This is a genomic window from Marinimicrobium sp. LS-A18 (assembly GCF_000463525.1).
Classification (GTDB): Bacteria; Pseudomonadota; Gammaproteobacteria; order Pseudomonadales; family Cellvibrionaceae; genus Marinimicrobium; species Marinimicrobium koreense.
The window spans coordinates 415,487-435,328 of record NZ_AWEP01000002.1; the positions used below are offsets into that span (position 1 = coordinate 415,487).

General features: G+C 59.4%; 15 protein-coding genes. 9 read left to right on the forward strand and 6 right to left on the reverse strand.

Going from position 1 to position 19,842, the window contains the following annotated elements:
• Positions 1-149: 149 nt before the first annotated feature.
• The 4 genes from N645_RS0101845 (at position 150) to nspC (ending at position 6,662) form a co-directional block, all read left to right on the forward strand.
• Entirely contained in the window at positions 150-1,766 is a 1,617-nt protein-coding gene (locus N645_RS0101845) for a pectate lyase (protein ID WP_036160046.1), read from the forward strand.
• A gap of 342 nt (positions 1,767-2,108) precedes the next feature.
• Positions 2,109-4,031 carry a biosynthetic arginine decarboxylase gene (gene speA / locus N645_RS0101850; protein ID WP_024459811.1) on the forward strand — a complete coding sequence of 641 codons (1,923 nt, stop codon included), beginning with the start codon at positions 2,109-2,111 and terminating at the stop codon, positions 4,029-4,031.
• A 265-nt stretch (positions 4,032-4,296) separates the two neighbouring features.
• Positions 4,297-5,499 (forward strand): saccharopine dehydrogenase family protein, encoded by a 1,203-nt coding sequence (locus N645_RS0101855; protein WP_024459812.1) that lies wholly within the window; start codon positions 4,297-4,299, stop codon positions 5,497-5,499.
• On the forward strand, positions 5,499-6,662 hold the full coding sequence (nspC, locus tag N645_RS0101860) for a carboxynorspermidine decarboxylase (RefSeq protein ID WP_036159780.1): 1,164 nt from the start codon (positions 5,499-5,501) through the stop codon (positions 6,660-6,662). Before N645_RS0101855 ends, nspC begins: the two co-directional genes overlap by 1 nt.
• A gap of 29 nt (positions 6,663-6,691) precedes the next feature.
• Here the strand turns inward: nspC and N645_RS16490 are convergent, their stop codons facing one another.
• Positions 6,692-7,015 (reverse strand): hypothetical protein, encoded by a 324-nt coding sequence (locus N645_RS16490; protein WP_024459814.1) that lies wholly within the window; start codon positions 7,013-7,015, stop codon positions 6,692-6,694.
• Between the two features lie 264 nt (positions 7,016-7,279).
• Between N645_RS16490 and N645_RS0101870 the strand changes: the two genes are divergently transcribed.
• A complete protein-coding gene (locus N645_RS0101870; protein ID WP_024459815.1) occupies positions 7,280-7,480 on the forward strand; it encodes a DUF2788 domain-containing protein in 201 nt (66 codons plus the stop codon).
• A gap of 21 nt (positions 7,481-7,501) precedes the next feature.
• A complete protein-coding gene (locus N645_RS0101875; RefSeq protein WP_024459816.1) occupies positions 7,502-9,691 on the forward strand; it encodes a response regulator in 2,190 nt (729 codons plus the stop codon).
• Between the two features lie 18 nt (positions 9,692-9,709).
• Here the strand turns inward: N645_RS0101875 and N645_RS0101880 are convergent, their stop codons facing one another.
• Genes N645_RS0101880 through N645_RS0101895 form a run of 4 tightly spaced genes read right to left on the reverse strand, consistent with a single transcriptional unit; the run spans position 9,710 to position 14,029 of the window.
• Positions 9,710-11,569: a sodium:proton antiporter gene (locus N645_RS0101880; RefSeq protein ID WP_024459817.1), complete on the reverse strand. Its 1,860-nt coding sequence runs from the start codon at positions 11,567-11,569 to the stop codon at positions 9,710-9,712.
• A gap of 29 nt (positions 11,570-11,598) precedes the next feature.
• The gene (locus tag N645_RS0101885) at positions 11,599-12,105 is read right to left on the reverse strand and encodes a hypothetical protein (protein WP_024459818.1); all 507 of its coding nucleotides are present in this window, start codon (positions 12,103-12,105) and stop codon (positions 11,599-11,601) included.
• A gap of 14 nt (positions 12,106-12,119) precedes the next feature.
• Entirely contained in the window at positions 12,120-12,545 is a 426-nt protein-coding gene (locus N645_RS0101890; protein WP_024459819.1) for a DNA polymerase III subunit chi, read from the reverse strand.
• Positions 12,542-14,029 (reverse strand): leucyl aminopeptidase, encoded by a 1,488-nt coding sequence (locus N645_RS0101895; RefSeq protein WP_024459820.1) that lies wholly within the window; start codon positions 14,027-14,029, stop codon positions 12,542-12,544. The genes N645_RS0101890 and N645_RS0101895 overlap by 4 nt, the downstream gene beginning before the upstream one ends.
• 202 nt (positions 14,030-14,231) lie before the next feature.
• Here N645_RS0101895 and lptF point away from each other — a divergent pair, with 202 nt between their 5' ends.
• The 3 genes from lptF to N645_RS0101910 all read left to right on the forward strand — a co-directional run bounded on the left by lptF (position 14,232) and on the right by N645_RS0101910 (position 19,336).
• Entirely contained in the window at positions 14,232-15,347 is a 1,116-nt protein-coding gene (lptF, locus tag N645_RS0101900) for an LPS export ABC transporter permease LptF (RefSeq protein WP_024459821.1), read from the forward strand.
• The gene (gene lptG / locus N645_RS0101905; RefSeq protein ID WP_024459822.1) at positions 15,340-16,401 is read left to right on the forward strand and encodes an LPS export ABC transporter permease LptG; all 1,062 of its coding nucleotides are present in this window, start codon (positions 15,340-15,342) and stop codon (positions 16,399-16,401) included. Before lptF ends, lptG begins: the two co-directional genes overlap by 8 nt.
• A gap of 172 nt (positions 16,402-16,573) precedes the next feature.
• Complete coding sequence (locus tag N645_RS0101910; RefSeq protein WP_193744939.1) at positions 16,574-19,336, forward strand: insulinase family protein; 2,763 nt, start codon at positions 16,574-16,576, stop codon at positions 19,334-19,336.
• On the opposite strand, the gene N645_RS0101915 is transcribed toward N645_RS0101910, so the two are convergent.
• The gene (locus N645_RS0101915) at positions 19,333-19,809 is read right to left on the reverse strand and encodes an RDD family protein (protein WP_024459824.1); all 477 of its coding nucleotides are present in this window, start codon (positions 19,807-19,809) and stop codon (positions 19,333-19,335) included. The two genes, N645_RS0101910 and N645_RS0101915, sit on opposite strands and share 4 nt — an antisense overlap.
• Positions 19,810-19,842 lie beyond the last annotated feature (33 nt).

The window sequence follows — 19,842 nt, forward strand, 5'->3', positions numbered from 1 at the left end:
TGGGGAATCGGTAAGGGCGGGTAACCGCGAAAAGTGAAAAGACGGGTAAAGTCCTTGGGACCTTGCGGTTGGAACCGCTAATATCCAAGTATAAAAACACATCCATTAACAATAATTACGATGACAACAAGGTGAGAGAGATGATTCGCATGACCCGAACTCAGCTACTTCGGTGGCTGGTCGTACTGCTTTCCGTGTACCCGCTGTCCGCACTGGCCGACGCCCCATCCCGTTCCGAAATTGAAGCGACCATGAAAGACGCCACCCGCTTTATGCGCGAGGAGGTAAGTTTTCGTGGCGGATACCTCTGGTCCTACCTGCCGGACTTCTCCCGGGTCTGGGGGGAGCTGGAGGCCAAGCGCACCATGATCTGGATTCAACCTCCGGGCACCGCCACAGTGGGGCATCTCTACCTCGATGCCCTGGCCGCAACGGGGGACCGCTATTACTACGAGGCGGCACAGGAGGTGGCCAACGCCCTGATCTGGGCACAGCACCCCTCCGGCGGCTGGAACTATGTGGCGGACTACGCCGGGGAGGAATCCCTGAAGCACTGGTACAATACCGTGGGGAAGAACGCCTGGCGGCTGGAGGAGTTCCAGCATTATTACGGCAATGCCACCTTTGATGACGCGGGCACCATGGAGTCGGCGAAGTTTCTCCTGCGCCTGTATATGATTGAGCGGGACCCACGCTATCGCCCGGCTCTGGAACGGGCGATCCAGTTTGTCCTCGACAGCCAATACCCGATCGGTGGCTGGCCCCAGCGCTATCCCCTGCGTTACGAGCACTCCAAAGATGGCCAGCCGGATTACACTTCGTTCCTGACTTTCAATGATGATGTGGCCCAGGAGAACATTGAGTTCCTACTGCTGTGCTATCAGGCCCTGGGCCGCTCGGACTTGCGCGAGCCGGTAATCCGGGCCATGAACAGCTTTCTGGTCACCCGGATGGGGCCGCCCCAGCCGGGCTGGGCCATGCAGTACACGCTGGAGTTGGAACCGGCCGGGGCACGCACCTATGAGCCAAAATCCCTGTCGCCGGGTACCACGGCAGCCAATGTCTATCAGCTGATCAAGTTTTACCGTCTGACCGGTGATACCAAGTTTCTGGCGCCGATCCCCGCCGCGCTGGATTGGCTTGATCGGGTGCGCCTGCCCGAAAGTGAGCAGCGAGATGGACGCACCCATCCCACCTTTGTGGAAGTCGGGACCGGAAAAGCCCTACACACCCACCGGCGGGGCTCCAACGTGACCAACGGCGAGTACTATGCCGATTACAGCCCGGACGGCGCTCTCTCCCATTATCGCTCCACCCGGCATATCGATGTCGAGGCGCTGTGGTCCCTCTATCGGGCGGTCAAAATCATGCCCCGGGAGGAGGCCACCCGAGGCTCACCGTTGCTGGAGCCCCAAAGCGCCGACTTGCCCCGCTTTTTCACTCTGGGCAATGTCAGCGTGTCCGACCTCAATACCCGGGCTCAGGAGGCGGTGGATACCGGTGACCTGGCCGCCGATGCGGCCCGGGTGCGCGCCGGCCTGAACGACCAGGGCTATTGGCCGACGCCCCTGCGCTTTACCTCCAACCCCTATATCGGGCCGGCCCCGGAAGCGGTTGCGGCGGGCGATTTTGGCAGCCGACACGTGGGGGATCAGTGGGATACATCACCCTATCGGGCGGAGGAGCCGGTCATGGGAATTTCCACGGGGGCGTTTATCAGGAACATGGGGGTGTTGATTCGCTACCTGGAGGCGCAGAGCGAGTGATGGCGCGGCTCGCGTCATTTGCGCGTACAGGGAAACTCTGGCAAGGTTGACGACCTTAATGATCTCGGCCCGCGGGCCAGCCGTAGCAGGCGTAGGTCGGGTTAGCGAACCGTAACCCGACAGACAAAAGTAAGTCGGATTAGTGGAGCACAACCCGACGAACCACCGCCTTGTGCCTTTTTGTCGGATTACGCGCTGTGCGCTAATCCGACCCACTGGCGGGCCGGGTAAAAAAAGGTTTGCAATTGGGGCCGGTTTGGGCAAAATTGCGCGCCTTTCGCACATCTTCTCCCTCCGGCTCCCGGGGGTCTCGCCAACGTTAAACAGAGGTAGGTTGCTGCATTGACTGAATCCAACGAATCCCAGGCCTGGTCGGCACGCCATTCATCTGAATTGTATGGCATCGAAGAGTGGGGAGGCGGCTATTTTGGCGTCTCACCCGAGGGTGAAGTGGTGGTACGCTCACCCAGCAATGGCCAGGCGGGAGCGACGGTATCCCTGATGGATATCGCCCACGGATTGCAGCAGCGCGGGCTGGAAATGCCGGTTCTACTGCGGTTGGAAAACCTGGTGGACAGTCGGATCAGCATCCTGAACGAATCCTTTGCCCAGGCGATGGAAACCACCGGCTACCAGGGCTGCTACCGCGGTGCCTTCCCGATCAAGGTGAACCAGCAGAGCCATATCGTGGCGGAAATTGCCCGCTTTGGCGAGCGCTACAACCACGGGCTGGAAGCGGGCAGCAAGGCCGAGCTGATGATCGCCCTGTCGACCCTGCAGAACCGGGAAAGCCTGATCATCTGCAATGGCTATAAAGACGCCGAGTTTATCGACCTTGGCCTGCAGGCCCGCAAACTGGGCTTCAAGTGCTTTTTCGTGCTGGAAACCCCCGCCGAAGTACCGCTGATCATCGAGCGCAGCCGCGCCCTGGGCGTTGATCCGCTCATCGGTGCGCGCCTCAAACTCTCGACCAAGGTCGAGGGACATTGGAGCGAGGACAGCGGTGATCGCAGCCTGTTTGGTCTCACCGCCATCCAACTGGTGGAGGTGGTGGATAGCCTGCGCGAAGCGGGCCTGTTGCACTGCTTTCAGCTGCTGCACTTTCACCTGGGCTCCCAGATTCCCAATATTCGCAGCATCCGGGCCGGTGTGTTCGAAGCCTGCCGCTATTACATCGACCTGGTAGCCGAAGGCGCGCCGCTGGGCTATATGGACCTCGGCGGCGGTCTGGCCATCGACTACGACGGCACCTGCAGCACCAGCGGGCACAGCCGGAACTACTCCGTTCAGGAGTATTGCGTGGACGTGGTGGAAGCCATCCAGCAGGCGCTGGACCCTCACGATATTGAGCACCCGGTGATTGTCACCGAATCCGGGCGGGCCACCGTGGCCCACACCTCGGTACTGCTGTTCAATATTCTGGATGTCGGACATTTTGACCCGGCGCCGCTACCGGAACACCTGCCGGAAGACAGTCATGCCCAGTTGGCCAACCTGTGGCACGCCATTCGGGTGATTGCGCCCAACAACCTGCAGGAAAGCTACAACGACGTCACTTATTACCGGGATCAGATCCGCGATATGTTCCACCGGGGCGAAATCAGCCTGCGGGAACGAGCGTTCGGGGAAAACCTGTACCTGGCCGGTCTGCAGAAAATTGCCGCGCTGCTGCCGGAGCTCAAGCGCATCCCGGCGGAGCTGGAAACCCTTCCGCAGCAATTGGCCGATATTTACTATGGCAATTTCAGCGTATTCCAGTCGCTCCCGGACTCCTGGGCGATTGAACAGGTGTTTCCGGTCATGCCGATTCATCGGCTCAATGAAAAGCCCACGCGCCAGGCAATCATTGCCGATCTGACCTGCGACTGTGATGGCAAGCTGGATCGCTTTGCGGGTCCGCACGGCAATACCGAAACCCTGTCCGTGCATCCGGTCAAAGCCAGCGAAGAATATTATCTGGGGGTGTTCCTGGTGGGCGCCTATCAGGAAACCCTGGGCGACCTGCATAACCTGTTTGGTGACACCAACGTGGCGAGCATTCGCATCAACAACGAAGGCGGCATGGAGTTTGTGCACGAGCTGCACGGCGACAGCATATCCGATGTGTTGAGCTATGTGGAATACGACCCCCAGGCGATGTTCAAGCAGTTCCGCGCCACCGCCGAACAGGCCGTGCGCGACGGGCGCATTACGGTATCCGACCGACAGGAAATGTTGGCGGCGTTTACCGATAGTTTGCGGGGTTATACGTATTTTGAGCGGTAGCTTAAGGTAACGCCGGGTGGTGTAGGGTAGCGGCGGATGCGCTTCGCCCTCTGATGCGTCGGACCGACCCGCCCTACGTTCGCTACTGTGGTATTGGCGGTGTATCTGGGGTTTGGTTACGGCGGATGCGGGCTTCGCCCTTATCCGCCCTACGCGGGTTTATACCGCTGCGCTCAGCCGTAGGGCGGATAAGCGAAGCGCATCCGCCGTTGCCACAAGATCTTCCTTCTCGACAATTTGAATATTGCTTTCAGGAGCCAACACTATGGCAAAAGTACTCATCATTGGCGCCGGTGGCGTCGGCGGCGTGGTTACCCACAAATGCGCCCAGGTCCCCGAAGTGTTTGAAGAGATCGTGCTCGCCAGCCGCACTGAAGCCAAGTGCAAGGCCATTGCCGAGCAGCTTGATCGGCCGATCAAAACCGCCCAGGTGGATGCGGACAATGTCCCCGAATTGGTGGCACTGCTGAACCAGGAAAAGCCGGACCTGGTGATCAACGTGGCCCTGCCATACCAGGACCTGACCATCATGGACGCCTGCCTGGAAGCCGGTGTGCACTACCTGGACACCGCCAACTACGAGCCACCGGGCGAAGCCAAATTCGAGTACAGCTGGCAGTGGGCCTATCAGGAAAAATTCGTCAAAGCGGGCAAAATGGCACTGCTGGGCTCGGGGTTCGACCCGGGTGTGACCAACGTCTATACCGCCTATATCAAAAAGCATCATCTGGATGAGATTCACACCCTGGATATCATCGACTGCAATGCGGGCGATCACGGTCACCCCTTTGCCACCAACTTCAACCCGGAAATCAACATCCGGGAAGTGACCGCCAAGGGGCGTTACTGGGAAAATGGTGGCTGGAAGGAAACCGATCCGCTGAGCGAAAAGCGCTCCTTTGATTTCCCTCACGGCATCGGACCGAAAAACTGCTACCTGATGTACCACGAAGAGCTGGAGTCCATCACCAAGCACTTCCCGGAAATCAAGCGGGCCCGCTTCTGGATGACCTTTTCCGACAACTACCTCAAACACCTGGAGGTGCTCGAGAACGTCGGCATGACTTCCATTGAGCCGGTCAACTTCGAGGGCAAAGAGATCATTCCGTTGCAGTTCCTGAAGGCCCTGCTGCCGGACCCGGCCAGCCTCGGCCCTCGCACCAAGGGCAAAACCTGCATCGGCTGTCTGGCGCAGGGGATGAAAGATGGCAAGCCCAAGACCGTTTACATCTACAACATCTGTGATCACGAAGCCTGCTACGCGGAAGTGAAGTCCCAGGCCATTTCCTACACCACCGGTGTGCCCGCCATGATCGGTGCCAAGATGATGCTGGAAGGCAAGTGGATGAAAGACGGGGTGTGGAACATGGAGCAGCTGGATCCGGATCCGTTTATGGATGACCTGAACCAGTACGGTTTGCCTTGGCAAGTGGAAGAAGTCACCCAGAAAACGGGCATGGAAGACTGATGACGGCGTCGTTCAAACACTTTGATCCTCAGCGCGTTCCATCCCCCTGTTTCGTGGTGGATGTCGCCGCGGTGGAGGAGAACTTGAAGCTCCTCAATCGTGTGCAACGCGAGAGCGGGGCCAAGGTGCTGGCGGCGCTCAAGGCGTTCTCCTGCTGGCGCCTGGGGGACCTGACCGCCCGCTACCTGTCCGGCACCTGCGCCAGTGGCCTGCATGAAGCGCGCCTGGGACGGGAATACTACGGCGGTGAGGTGCACACCTACTCGGCGGCGTTCCGGGAGTCGGATCTGAAGGAAATCCTAGAGATCTCCGATCACGTGGTGTTCAACTCCTTCAGCCAGTGGCGCCGGTTCCGCGATCTGGCCCTGGCCGCCCAGCAGCGTCGCCCGGAGCTGCGTTTTGGTCTTCGGATCAACCCGGAACACTCGGAAGGGGAAGTCCCGCTGTACGATCCCTGTGCGCCGGGCTCCCGCATGGGGGTGCCGGCCAGTCGCTTTGAGCCTGAGCTGCTTGAGGGGATTTCCGGCCTGCACTTTCACACCCTGTGCGAGCAGGATCTACCGCCCCTGGCGCGGACGGTCAAAGCGGTTGAGGAAAAGTTTGGCCCCTGGTTGGAGCAGATGGAGTGGGTGAACTTCGGCGGTGGCCATCATATTACCCAGCCGGGTTATCAGGTGGACGCCCTGATTGAGCTGATCAAGGACTTCAGTCGTCGTCACGATGTGCAGGTCTATCTCGAGCCCGGCGAAGCCGTGGCAATCCACACCGGTGTGTTGGTAGCCGAGGTTCTGGACATCACCTGGAATCAGCTGGACCAGGCCATTCTGGACACCTCGGCGACGTGCCATATGCCGGACACGCTGGAGATGCCCTACCGCGCGGATATCTGGGGTGCCGGAGAGCCCGGCGAGCTGGCCCATACCTATCGATTGGGTGGCATGACCTGCCTGGCGGGGGATGTGATGGGGGATTACAGCTTCGCCGAGCCGCTCAGGGTAGGGCAGCGGTTGCTGTTTGACGATATGTCCCACTACACCATGGTGAAGACCACCACCTTCAATGGCATTCCGTTGCCATCAATCGCCTTGTGGGACTCCCGCACGGATGAGCTGGAAGTGGTGCGTCAGTTCGGCTACGAGGATTTCAAGACCCGCCTGTCCTGATGGGCTCGGCGGGTCTGTGATCCGGCCTGTTACTCGTTGTCGCCATCCATGGTGTCGCGCATTTCATCGGCCGCTTCACGGCTCTTTTCCTTGGTGGTTTCCCAGCCTTCCTGCATGGTGTCACCCGCCTCTTCTGCACCTTCGCGAATAGCGTCTCCGGCCTCGTCAGCCTTCTCCTTGGTGGCTTCCCAGGCATCGCCGGTCGCTTCCTTGGTTTCGTCCCAGGCTTCGCGGGTGGTTTCGCGGGTTTCCTCGGCCGCTTCTTCCACGGTATTCTCGGCTTCTTCCTGTGAGCAGCCGGTAACCACTGCGGCCATCAGGGTCAGACTGGTGAGCCAGATAAGGGTTTTCATAGCATCAACTCCTGTGATTGGGTTCTTGTTGGACGTGGTTTTACCGGAAGCGCGACATCGCGCCCCCGGACAGTGTGACGACGCTGAACCACAAGCGTTCCGTCGGTTTGTGTGAACTGGCCTGCAAAAGCGGCCAATAGCCGCGAACAGGCTTATTGAGTGTAGTTCCTCCGTTGCGGCTTGCAAGCCTTTGCTATCGGTAGCGGCGTTTTTTTTATACAATGTCGCCAGTCAATAGATCGGTCATTTGAGGTGTTTTCAGGTATGACGATTGAGCAGTTTGAAAGTTGGTCACTGGTGCTGGGAATTGGTGGCCTGATTCTGTTCATGCTATTTATCGTCTGGGACCTGGCCAAAGAGTCCAAAGCGGGGCGGTTCGGCACCTTCATCCTCTTCCTGGCCCTGGCACTCGGGTTGGCCGGTTTTCTGATCAAGACCATTCTGGTTGAAGTCATCAATCCATAATATCGTTCGGGAAGGTCGCGCATGCTGCAACTGTTCGTTCCCACCTCCAAAGTCCAGAAAGACCGCCAGATCATGCGCGACACCGATGCCCGGGTTGCTAAGTACAGCCGTCGCGGGCTGGTGCTCAACTTTATCGTCGCGGTCTCCTGTCTGGTGTTTGGTGACTTTTTCCAGAACTACCAGAATCTGTCGATTGTCCTGATCGTCGGCCTGCTGCTGGTCACCTTGCTGCGCGCTTATTACCTGTTCCGCTTTGACACCCTCTACGCCCGGGCGCCGGCGCGCTGGCGCAATCAGTATTTCTTCGCGTCGTTTCTCGGCGCCGGTTGGTGGGCCTTTATCCTGGTCAGCCTGACCTGGCTGAACGGGATGCGGGATGAAACCCTGATCATGTGGCTCTACTCGGTGGTGTTCTACTCCAGCGTGGCCAACGTGTTCGCGCCCTATCGGCGTTTCCTGACCACCTACCTGTTTATTGGTCAGGTGCCCGCCGCCCTGACGGCGGTGTTGTTGTTCAGTGTCGAAGGTTACCTGTACGGCAGTATTATGCTGGTGTTTTACACCATGCTGAGCCACCAGGCCAAAGTGACCTCCAATACATACTGGGAGCGGCTGGAAGCCAACTACGCGCTGCGCGAGCGGGCCAAAGGGCTGGAGTTCGAGCAGCGCAGTTCCAAGGCGGCCATCGAGCTGAAGAACGAATTTCTGGTCAACCTGGGGCAGGAGTTTCGCTCCTCGCTCAACGACATTCTGGGCACTCTGGCTCTGGTGGACGACGAGCAGATGTCCGAGCGCCACCGGGAACTGTTGTTGCTTGCCAGCAAGGCCGCCGAGCGGCAGCTGGATCTGGTGAACAATGTGGTGGACTTCTCCAAGATCACCACCAAATCTCTCGAGCTGGAAAAAGTGCCGTTCAATCTACGCCGCCTGTTGGAAAAGCTGGTTCAGGACTTTGCTCTGGAGGCCCACCAGCAGGGGATTGAGCTGAACTACGTGTTTGACCAGGAGTTGCCTCGGCGAGTCGAGGGCGATGCCACCCGGTTGGGGCAGATTTTCGGCACCCTGATGACCTATGCGGTCAAACATTCGGGTATGGCACAGATCTTCGTGGAGGCAGTGTTTCACCCCGGTGAGAATGAATCCGGTGAGCTGCAACTGGTGATCAGTGATGCCTCCCGGACCGCACATGATGAGGACACTGACGAGCGCTCCGATCAGAATCTGCGCGGTATCGGTCTGTCCATCTGTAAAGGCCTGGCCGAATGCATGGGCGGCAGTGTCAATCTGGTGGAGAACCGGGAGTCCGGCAAGCGCATTGTCATCAATGTGCAGTTGGACGTGGTGGCCTATCAGGATGTTGGCCAGCAGGAACAGCGCCTGCGCGGCAAGAGAATCCTGCTGGTGGATATTCCGGAAGTGGTGGCGCTGGATCTCGTGGACCAGCTTGCGCGCTGGGGCATGAAATCCACCCGGGTGTATGGTCACACCCAGGCGATCAAGCAGTTGAAAGCCAGCGCACAGAGCGAGCAGCTTGAAGACCTGGTACTGATCTACAACAAGCTCGACAGCTTCGATGGCCTGGTCCTGTCTCGGAGTATTGCCACCGAGCCGGCCCTGAGCGGTCTGGCCCAGATCATTGCGATGAGTCTCCTGCAGCGAGACAGCGACGAAACCAAGAACCACTTGCACGAGTATCCGCAGGTGAGTTGTATCGAAAAACCCATCATGCACCGCAAGCTGTACGAAACGCTGGTACACCGGCTGCTGAGCCACGATACCTCCGAGGCCTTGTTGGCCGAAGAGGAAGACGATGGCATCAATCCGGTGGCGGGGCGCCGCGTCCTGTTGGTGGAAGACCAGCGGGTCAGTCAGATGGTGGTATCCGGCATGCTCAAAAAATTGGGTTGCCAGGTCCATGTGGCGAGCAATGGCAAAGAGGCCTTGTCGGCCATTGGGAAAGAAAAGTTTGATTTGGTATTGATGGACTGCGACATGCCGGAGCTGGACGGGATAGCGGCCACCGAGCGTATCCGGGAGGCGGAGGCGGATGACGGTGGCCGCCACCTGCCGATCGTTGCCATGACTTCATTCACCGCCGACGAAGACCAGGACCGCTGCCGCGCGGCGGGTATGGATGATCACATCAGCAAGCCTCTGCGCTATGAAGCGCTTCAGAGTCACCTGGAACAGTGGCTGGGGAAGGGGAGGTAAACCTTCCCGGTATCGCGGTCAGTCCGGTAACGAAGGCGACTCGGGCGGCGTGTCCGTCTCAGGGACCGGCACCTCTTTCGAAGACTGGTCCGCCGGTACCAGGCTCAGCAGCACTGAGCCACTCTCTGGTGTTTCCTCCCGTCCCGCCACAAAGGGGCGCAAGTCCCCATCTTCACTGATGCTGAACAGCAGCAAAGTACCGCGGGTTTTACTCTTCTTGAAGGCCTCGAAGGTGAACTCCTCGGTCAGCCGGGTAACCCGAACTTCAGCGCCCTCGCCAATCAGGCTGGCGAGCTTGGCGTAGGTGGCGCGCTCGGTGAACAGGGTAGCGCCTTTGAGGTCGTCGGCCACGTGATGCTTCTCCGCCTTGTGATTTTCAGACGTGTGGCGAATGGTGTAGACGTTCTCGCGCCCGAACTCGTTGCGATAGTGCATACAGGCGATCACGTTCAGTTCACGCAGTGGTGACAGAGCCAGCAGTTGTCCAATGCCAGTCAGTTCCAGACGCTGGCTGGCGTATTCCGAGGTGGGGTTGCCGTAAAAGGTGCGCAGCCCGGCCATGCGGGCGGTGCGGATATTCTCCCAGTTGGAATCGCACACCATGACTGGCAGCTTCTGTTCCATCAACGCTTTGCCGATGGTTCGCGCCACGGCGTTGGCACCGAGAATCAGCACGCCCCGCGGTTCCGGTTCCACCGCTTTGAGGGCGCGGGCCAGGGGGCGGGCAGTGGCACTCTGGAAGACCACGGTGCCGAGAATGATGGCAAAGGTCAGAGGCAGCAGCCAGTGCGCATCCGGGTGTCCCTGCTCCTCCAGGCGCAGGGCAAACAGGGCGGACACCGCAGCCGCCACAATACCCCGCGGGGCGATCCAGCTGAGCACAATGCGCTCGCGCCAGTTGACCGGTGAGCCCAGGGTGGCGAAAGCCACCGACAGTGGCCGTGCAACAAATTGAATGACCAGCAACAGGAGCAGTGGCGCCAGGGTAAAAATACCAATGAGCTGTTCCTGGGGCAGGCGGGCGGCCAAGATGATGAACAGCCCGGAAATGAACAGAATAGTCAGGTTTTCCTTGAAGTTGAGGATGTTGTGAATGCGCACATCCTTCTGGTTTCCGAGCCACATGCCCATCACCGTAACCCCCAGCAAACCCGACTCGTGTGCCAGGTGATTGCAGAAGGTAAACACCATGAATACCAGGCTGAGCGTGGCAAGGTTGTGCAGATACTCCGGCAGCCACTGACGGGCCAGAATTTTACCCAACAGATAACCGGCCGCCAGCCCGATTACCATGCCGACCACAATGATTTCCAGAAACAGCAGTACGCTGTGGCCAAAGGCGGCCGCCTGGCTTTGAGTGGCAATGAACTCGTACACCACAACCACCAGCAGGGCACCCACCGGGTCGATCACAATCCCTTCCCAACGCAGAATGTTGGCCACCCGCTCGGAGGGCCGGACACTGCGCAGTAGCGGCGTGATGACCGTAGGGCCGGTCACCACCATCAGCGCCCCGAAGAGAATGCTGAGATCCCAACCAATGCCGAACAGATAGTGGGTGGTGACCGCGACAATGGCCCAGGTGATGGGGGCGGCGACCGTGATCATGCGGCGCACCACCGTGCTCAGACTGCCAAGCTCGCGGAAGTTGAGGGTCAGGCTGCCCTCAAACAGAATCACCGCGACCGCGAGCGACACCAAGGGGAACAGCAGGTCACCAAAGAGCGCGTCCGGGTCCAGCCAGCCGCCGACCGGGCCCAGAATCAGGCCGGTAACCAGCAGAAACAGAATCGCCGGCAATCGGGCCTGCCAGGCCGCCCACTGGCAAAATAAAGCGACGATCCCGATCAGGGCAATCGCGAGTCCGGCGTTTTCCATAGTGGCTATCCTTTTGTTTTTTTGGCCTTTTAAATCGGGCCTTCAGTGCTTTGGGCGTGGTCGTCCGCGATCAGGGTTTGCAGTTGTTCTTCAGTCAATGAGGAAAGCCGAGCCCGCAAGCGGGCCTCAATGTCGGGCAGGCTGGCCTGTACCACTTCCTCAATCAGAGCTGCGCGGGATAGAGGTCGGTCGGTAGGAGACTCGGTCCGGGGTTGCGCAGGCGGGTTCGCCGCGAGCTCCTCCACCAGCGGCGGTGGCCGGTTGCCGTGCAGGCGGGCCCGGATATGCTCGGGCAGAAAAGGGTTTTCGCCCGTGGCCCGGGTAATGCTGGCCGGACGGGGTTTAGCCGAGTGCACACCGGTTGCGTTGGAAGACTGAAACAGCGACGGCTGCCGTGGGCGATCCGCCGGTAGCGGCTCAATGGCCTCGATCACCTCGCTGAGTATGGGAATATCATCTTCGTCTTGCAGCAGTCCCTTGATGGATTCCAGCTCATCCAGGAGCGTATCTTTGGTATCGCCTTTGCGCTCGGCCATGGCTGTACGCTCGATTACAGTTGTTGGTGGCGAACAGGATAACCCCGGGACTTGTAAAAACTGAAGTGCTCCCGGGTGGTTTTGAGTACCTCCGGCGCCTGAATCACTACTTCGGCCAGTCGTTCAAACTGCTCAAAGTGGGAGGGCACAGCGGTACGCAGGTTGATCAACACATCGCGATGATCACCGCATTGCTCGGAGTCGGTGATTTCCACGGGCGCCGCAGGCGCGTCGGTATCCCCGAGACGCCGGTGGGGCAGAAAGCTGTCCTCCGGTTGCGCCCACAGGTGCTCGTCCAGGGCCTTGGCCTGCTCGGTATTGTCGACGGCAATCAGCACCCGGTGCCCGAGACGCGAGGCCTTGTCGGCCAGGCGGCCGACAAAATGCCAGCGCGCCTCGGGCGCGTCCGACGGCAGAATGTAAAAATCGATCCGGTTCATGAGGCCTGACTGAGCAGGTAGTGCATCAGCAGCGGTACCGGCCGACCGGTTGCGCCTTTGGCCGCACCGGAGCGCCAGGCGGTACCGGCAATGTCCAGGTGCGCCCAGGCATACTTGCCGGTGAAACGGGACAGAAAGCAGGCGGCGGTGACACTGCCGGCTTCGCGGCCACCGATATTGGCCATATCGGCGAAATTGCTGTCCAGCTGCTTCTGGTACTCATCCCAAAGGGGCAAGCGCCAGGCGCGGTCGCCGGCGGTTTCACCGGCCGAGAGCAGGGCTTCCGCCAGTTCGTCCCGGTTGCTGTACAGGCCGGTGGCGTGGTTACCCAGCGCAATAACGCAAGCGCCGGTGAGCGTGGCGATGTCCACCACGGCCTTGGGCTTGAAGCGCTCCACATAGGTCAGTGCGTCGCACAGCACCAGACGGCCTTCCGCGTCGGTGTTCAGCACTTCAATGGTCTGGCCCGACATGGAGGTGACGATATCCCCGGGCTTGGTGGCGCCGCCGCTGGGCATATTTTCGGCGGCGGCCACTACCGCGACCACATTGAGTTTGGGTTGCAGCTCGATCAGCGTCTGCATACAGCCGAACACGCTGGCCGCGCCACACATGTCGAATTTCATCTCGTCCATACCGGCGCCGGGCTTCAGGCTGATACCGCCGGTATCGAAAGTGATGCCTTTACCTACCAGTGCCACCGGCGCTTCGGTTTTGGCGGCGCCCTTGTATTCCATGACAATCAGCTTGGCCGGTTCGTCGCTGCCAGCGGAGACGGATAGGAGCGAGCCCATGCCCAGCTCTTTCATCTGTTTTTCATCGAGCACTTTCACACTCAGCTTTTTCTGGTTGCGCGCCAGCTTGCGCGCCTCGGTGGCGAGGTAACTGGGAGTGCAGATGTTACCGGGCAGGTCACCCAGCTCGCGGGTGAAGTTGGTGCCCTTGGCCAGGGCGACGCCTTCGCTCAGGCCGGCATTGATTTCCGCCGCCTGGGATTTTTTGGCGCAGCCGAGTGTCACTTTGGTGGGTGCGAAGGGCGAGGCCTCACCTTTCTGGCTTTTGCAGCGGGTAAACCGGTACTGGCTCAGCCCCAGCGTGTAGGTTACCTGACGGGCCGTCCAGCGCAGATCCCGGTCCTCGACGGTCACGCCGTTGAGGCACAGGGTCAGGGATTTTGCTGGTGTGGTTTTCAGTGCCTCCACCGCTTTGCCCAGGGCGCGCTGGAAGCTGGCGGCCTTGGGGGCTGCACTGCCCAGGCCGAGCACCAGGACGCGTTTGGCCGTCGTTCCCTCCGGTGTGGGCAGCAGGAGCGTTTCGCCCTCCTTGCCCTTGAAGCCGTCGCGCTTGCACAATGCGGCCAACTGCCCGGCCTGCTTCTCCAGCGCCTCGGCGGCGGGAGACCACTGCTGATTTTCGAAAGCGGTCACAATCAGGCAGTCACTGCGGTCGGTAAGGGCATTGACGACTTTGGCCGTGGTTTGCATGGCGGTACTCCATTGCGTTGGGGGTCGAGACAAATGCGGTCGAGTAGGGGATAATGCCACCCCTCGGAATCGGCCGCAGGCTGATGTCTCAAGTTTACGCGATCCGCGACGCAGGGCAAATTGTGTCGGGCGGGTTGCCGATCTTTTTTTCGCGGTCGCTCATGGCGAGAGTGACCGCTTGAGCGACAGACGGGATGCGTGTGTGATTATTTTTCGCTATCTCAATCGTGAGATTCTGGTGACCACTCTGGCGGTCAGCAGCGTGCTGCTGCTGATTTTCATGAGTGGCCGCTTTGTCAAATACCTGGCCGATGCGGCCGCCGGTGAGCTGGCGGTGGATGTGCTGTTTACCATCATGGGCTACCGCCTGCCGGGCTTCCTCGAGCTGATCATCCCGCTGGGCTTTTTTATTGCCATCCTGTTGGCCTACGGTCGGCTCTACACCGACAGCGAGATGGTGGTGCTGTCGGCCTGTGGTATCAGTCAGGCGCAGTTGGTGGTCATTACCCTGATTCCCGCCTTCATGCTTTCTTTGTTGGTGGCTCTACTCAGCCTCTGGATCAGCCCCACCGGCGCCCGCGCCACCGAAACCATCTTGGCCGAGCAGCGAACCCGCAGCGAGTTCGACACCATCCAGCCCGGGCGCTTTCAGGCGCTCGGTGATTCCAACTCCATGGCCTACATTACCGAAGTCAGCGATGATCGCACCCGATTGCAGACGCTGTTTGTGGCCCAGGGCGGCCGGGAAGCGGGGGCCGAACGGCACTCGGTTCTGGTGGCGGAATACGCCGAACAGGCCATGCACCCGGAGTACGAGCAGCGCTACCTGTACCTGCACCAAGGCCGTCGCTACGAAGGGCAGCCCGGCGCGGCGAACTATGAAGTGACCGAGTTCGAGACTTTCGCCCAGTACATGAAGCCACCGAATATCGAAGCGAGCATGCGCGGCGAGTCCGACACCTGGAGCACGGCGGAACTGATCGGGGCAGAGGACCTGGAACGACGCACCACCCTTCAGTGGCGGCTGTCGCTGCCGGTGCTGGTATTGGTGGTGGCCCTGATGGCGGTGCCTTTCAGCCGCACCGATCCGCGCCGCGGTCGCTACGCCAAAATGTTGCCAGCCATTGTGCTGTACATGTTGTACCTCGGGACGCTGAGCGGTTTGCGTGGCGCATTGGAATCCGGTAGTTTCCCCTTGATGCCCGGGTTTTGGCTGGTACACGGGGTGTTTCTCGCCATTGCCCTGCTGATGCTGAGCTGGCAGAACCTCAAACTGGGGCGTCAGAAACGGCGGTCAAGGAGGGCAGCACATGCGTAAAATCAGTCGCTATATCGCCCGGACCGTATTCGCGGCCATCGCTCTGGTCCTGCTGGTGGTTCTCTCGCTGGATCTGATCGGTGGCTTTATCGACGAAGTGGCCGACCTGCGGGCGGACTATGATGTGTCCGAAGCGCTGATCTATATCGCGCTGACCATGCCTGGGCGCATCTACGAATACATTCCCTACGCCAGTCTGATCGGCTGTCTGGCCGGCCTCGGTCTGCTCGCAAGCTCCAGTGAACTGGTGGTGATGCGGGCCGCCGGTGTATCGGTGGTCCGCATCACCTGGTTGGTACTCAAGCCCGTATTTGTGTTTATTGCCATCGGGTTGATGCTGGGCGAGTACGTGACCCCCTACACGGATCAGGTGGCCGAGAGCCGGCGCGCGGTCGCGTTGGGCGGGCAGCGGGCCCTGAATACCGAGCGCGGCCTCTGGCACCGTGAGGGCAACGAGTTTCTGTATTTCAACGCGGTACAACCGAACGGGATCCTGCACGGCGTCACCCGCTACCGGTTTGATGATGAGCGGCAATTGGAGCAGGCCAGCTACGCTGAGCAGGCAACGTTTCAGCAGGGGTACTGGCAGGAAGAGGGCGTGTCGGTCACTCACTTCGAAGAAGAGGGCACCCGGGTGGACGCCTACGCGCTGCGGCGCTGGAAGACTGACCTGACCCCGGATCTGCTGAATATCATCGCCTTGCCACCGGAGGGGCTGTCGATCCGCAATCTGGTTTATTACGTGGATTATCTGGCGGAGCAACAACTGGAAAACAGCGAATACCGGTTGGCCTTCTGGGAAAAAGCCCTGCAACCTCTGGCGACCATCAGCCTGGTGTTGGTGGCGATTTCGTTCATCTTTGGTCCGCTGCGGGAGGTGACCATGGGTCAGCGTATTTTTACCGGGGTGGTATTCGGTATTGCCTTCCAATTGACCCAGAGCCTGCTCGGGCCTTCCAGCCTGGTGTTCGGCTTTCCGCCGCTGCTGGCGGTGCTGATCCCCATCGCCGCCTGCGCGGCCTTCGGCCTGTTCCTGCTAAGCCGCACCCGATAGGCACCTATAGTCACTTTGACTTTTTCTGGGTCGAAGGTTAGGCTCTGAACCGCCATGGAGGGCGGTCGTGATCCATGGCACCAAAAATTACATGACAGAAGGACTCGGCATGCTAACTCTACGTATGATACCCACCTCCTGGTTCTGCGCGTGGTTGATTTGGTCAACTCTTTTGTTGACTTTGATGGCCTGCGGTCATCAAGCGCCCATTATTGTCGATAAAGGCGCCAACGATCCCCGCGAGTATCGCTACCTCGAACTGGATAATGACTTGAAAGTCCTGTTGGTGCAGGCGCCGGACACTGAAGTGTCTGCCGTATCGCTGTCGGTCAACGCTGGCAGCTACCACAATCCCGATACGTTTCCCGGCCTGGCCCACTATCTGGAACATATGCTGTTCCTGGGTACGGAGGCCTACCCAGAGCCCAATGCTCTGCAAGAATACCTCGAATCGAATGCCGGTTTTGCCAATGCTTACACCGCAAGCGATCACACCAGTTATTTTTTTCAGGTGCCCAATGACCACCTTGACCCGGCGCTAGATCGTTTCAGCCACTATTTCAAAACCCCGCTGTTTGATCGCGAATACAGTGACAAGGAACGTACTGCCATCCACAACGAGTGGTCCATGGGCAAAAGCCAGGATTCACGCATTCTGCATCAGCTCATGGGGTTGACCGCCAATCCCGAGCATCCGGCGGCGCGCCTGAATGTCGGGAATCGAGAAACCCTGCCTGGCGATCCGGATAGCGGCCTGTATGAGGCGATGTTGGCATTTTACGAGCGTTACTACGGCGCACGGAATATGACCCTGGTCTTGGTGGGGCATAAACCGCTAGAGGAGCAGGAATCGTTGGTCCGCCGTCATTTTGCTGCGGTGCCCCAAGGAGACGCAGTGGATATGTCAGTTGCGGTGCCGGGTTTGCCACCGACGACCCACGGTAAGCACATTTACTATCGGCCCCAGAAGGATCTGAAGCAGTTGGTCATTGAGTTTCCTATCGATAATAATATGGATCGGTGGCGCTCAAAACCCAATGAATACCTGATTAATCTGATCACCTCGGAAGAGCCGGGCACGTTAGGGCACTACCTGCGAGAGGAGGGGCTGGCGAATGTTCTGACCGCCGGTGCTCAGCCAAATTTCTATGGCCCGGATGGTGTCTTGCGTATCAATATTGATGCCACCGAACGGGGCATGGAGCAGCGTGATCGCGTGATTGCTGCGACGCTTGCCTATCTGGCACTCATCGAGCGCGATGGCTTGCAGGAGCACTACTACGAGGAGGCCCGGCTGCTAGCCAAGCGGGAGTTTGCTCGCCAGTCGCCACCCCAGCCCATGCAGCAGGCGGTGCATGCCAGCGCCCTTATGCACCGGTTCCCGGTTCAGTACGTCAATAGCCTCGGGGCCCGCTATGCTGATTACCAGCCGGAATGGATTCGTGCGGTACTCGCGCAATTGACGCCCGAACGCATGCGCCTGTGGCACATCAGCGACGGTGAGCCGGTTGATACCGACATTCCTCACTATGTTGGCCGTTATGCCGTGCGTGATATCACCCCAACAGATCTGACACGCTGGCACGAAAAGGCACAGAACATTGAGCTAACGCTGCCACCAGCCAATGAGTTGGCTCTGGGGGACGACAGTGAAGACATCAGTCATGACATTCAACGCTTCACTCATCTGATTAGTGAGCCCGGCGTGGACGTCTGGTTCCGCCATGCCGAACATCACCAGGATGGTAACGGACTACTGCACTATGTGTGGAATACGGACCTGGGAATGACCGATGCACATCACTACGCGCTGGGCGCCTTGGTGAATGGATTGCTCTCTGAAATGAGCACCAGTCTGGTCGATAGGGCCGGGCGCGCGGGTATTCATATAAAATTCGACCGCTCTGAAAACAATATGCAGACGCTGACGTTACGCGGGCCTACCGAAAAGCACCCTGAGCTCGCCAATCAGCTGGTCGACAATATGGCGGCGCTGGACTTTACCGAGAGTGACCTGGAGCGCGAGCGTGATCGACTGCAGGAATGGCTACGCGGCGATCAACAAGATCCGCCCATGCAGCAAGTTCAGCGTTGGCTGGGCTGGCAGGTGCGTACTCCGGAGTGGGACCGTGACGAGATACTGGTTGCCAGCGAGTCGGTCACGGCTGAGCAGGTGCGCCAGTACCTACAGACAGTTCGTCGGGTGAGTACTCTGCGGCTGTATGCCTACGGCCATTACACCCCTGCGCAGGTCAAGACTCTGGCGCGCCACGCTGAGCGGGCTCTCGGGCCGGATCGACAGCCGGGGCCGGTCTACGTGCAAACCGCTACACCCCCTGAGCCAGGTGAGCGCATGTCAATCAAACGGGAAATTCCCCACAACGATGTTGGCTGGTTGCGTGCCTTTATCAGTAGCGATACCGATATGGAAACCCGGGCATCACTGTTGCTATTGAATCAGTTCATCAACAACCCGCTGTACACTCAATTACGTACCGAAGAGCAGTGGGGCTATGTGGTAGGTGCGGGCATTACGGTGTTTGCGGAGCATCCCGCTCTGATGGTATTGGTGCAAAGCTCGGATAAAGCACTGCCCGAGATTCAGGCTCGGGTGGAGCGCTTTCTGGTGGAATTCGAGCCGACGTTGGCCCAGGTACAGCCATCGCAATTGGAGGCGCTGCGCAACTCCATTATTGCGCAGGTAACCCAGAAACCGAATGACTTTGGCACTGAGGCGGGTCGTTACCTTGGAGACTTTTATCGCAATGATGGACGTTTCGACACCATCGACCGGCTAGTAACGGCCCTGAACTCGATTGACGTGGAGCGTCTGCGGGAGGACTACCGCACACTGGTTCTGGAAGAAGGTGCCGGTGTCGTTACCGTTCAGGCCAAGGGCAGTGGTTTCACTGACAGTGACTTTGCAGCCCCTTAGGATTTGGGCTCTTTGGGCATCAACCAAACGCGGGTGCCACTCAGGCGCCCGTGCAGGGTGTGGCCTTTCGGGTCCACCCACAGCCAGAAATAACCCAGCCCCGCAAGAAATAGCGACAAGGGCGCAAGCAGTCCTCGCATCAGCCGTTGCCGGGGCTCTGGCAACTGACCGGAAACCGCGTCGGTCAGCTTTAACCGCCAGGCCCGCATCCCCAGCGTCTGCCCTGAACGGCCCCAGAAGTAATAGAAAAAGCCCACCCATACCGCAATCAGTCCGATGAACACGGGAAGTCGCCAATAACCCCACTCAATGGCTTCGCGCTCGGCCGGCGCGCCCTGAATCAGCACGTTAAGCAGCGTCACCAGCGCACCGTAGGCCAGCCCCACGGCAATTAACAGCAGGCTGTCATACACCATGGCGGCAAAACGGCGAAGCAGTCCGGCGGGGCGCGGTGTGTTTTGGGAATCGGTCACGATGATAGGGTCCGGCGGTCGATGAATGTCAGG

Coding starts and splice junctions, on each gene's coding strand:
- N645_RS0101845 (WP_036160046.1), top strand. CDS start 150: ATGACCCGAACTCAGCTACTTCGGTGGCTGGTCGTACTGCTTTCCGTG.
- N645_RS0101855 (WP_024459812.1), top strand. CDS start 4,297: ATGGCAAAAGTACTCATCATTGGCGCCGGTGGCGTCGGCGGCGTGGTT.
- nspC (WP_036159780.1), top strand. CDS start 5,499: ATGACGGCGTCGTTCAAACACTTTGATCCTCAGCGCGTTCCATCCCCC.
- N645_RS16490 (WP_024459814.1), bottom strand. CDS start 7,015: ATGAAAACCCTTATCTGGCTCACCAGTCTGACCCTGATGGCCGCAGTG.
- N645_RS0101870 (WP_024459815.1), top strand. CDS start 7,280: ATGACGATTGAGCAGTTTGAAAGTTGGTCACTGGTGCTGGGAATTGGT.
- N645_RS0101875 (WP_024459816.1), top strand. CDS start 7,502: ATGCTGCAACTGTTCGTTCCCACCTCCAAAGTCCAGAAAGACCGCCAG.
- N645_RS0101880 (WP_024459817.1), bottom strand. CDS start 11,569: ATGGAAAACGCCGGACTCGCGATTGCCCTGATCGGGATCGTCGCTTTA.
- N645_RS0101885 (WP_024459818.1), bottom strand. CDS start 12,105: ATGGCCGAGCGCAAAGGCGATACCAAAGATACGCTCCTGGATGAGCTG.
- N645_RS0101890 (WP_024459819.1), bottom strand. CDS start 12,545: ATGAACCGGATCGATTTTTACATTCTGCCGTCGGACGCGCCCGAGGCG.
- N645_RS0101895 (WP_024459820.1), bottom strand. CDS start 14,029: ATGCAAACCACGGCCAAAGTCGTCAATGCCCTTACCGACCGCAGTGAC.
- lptG (WP_024459822.1), top strand. CDS start 15,340: ATGCGTAAAATCAGTCGCTATATCGCCCGGACCGTATTCGCGGCCATC.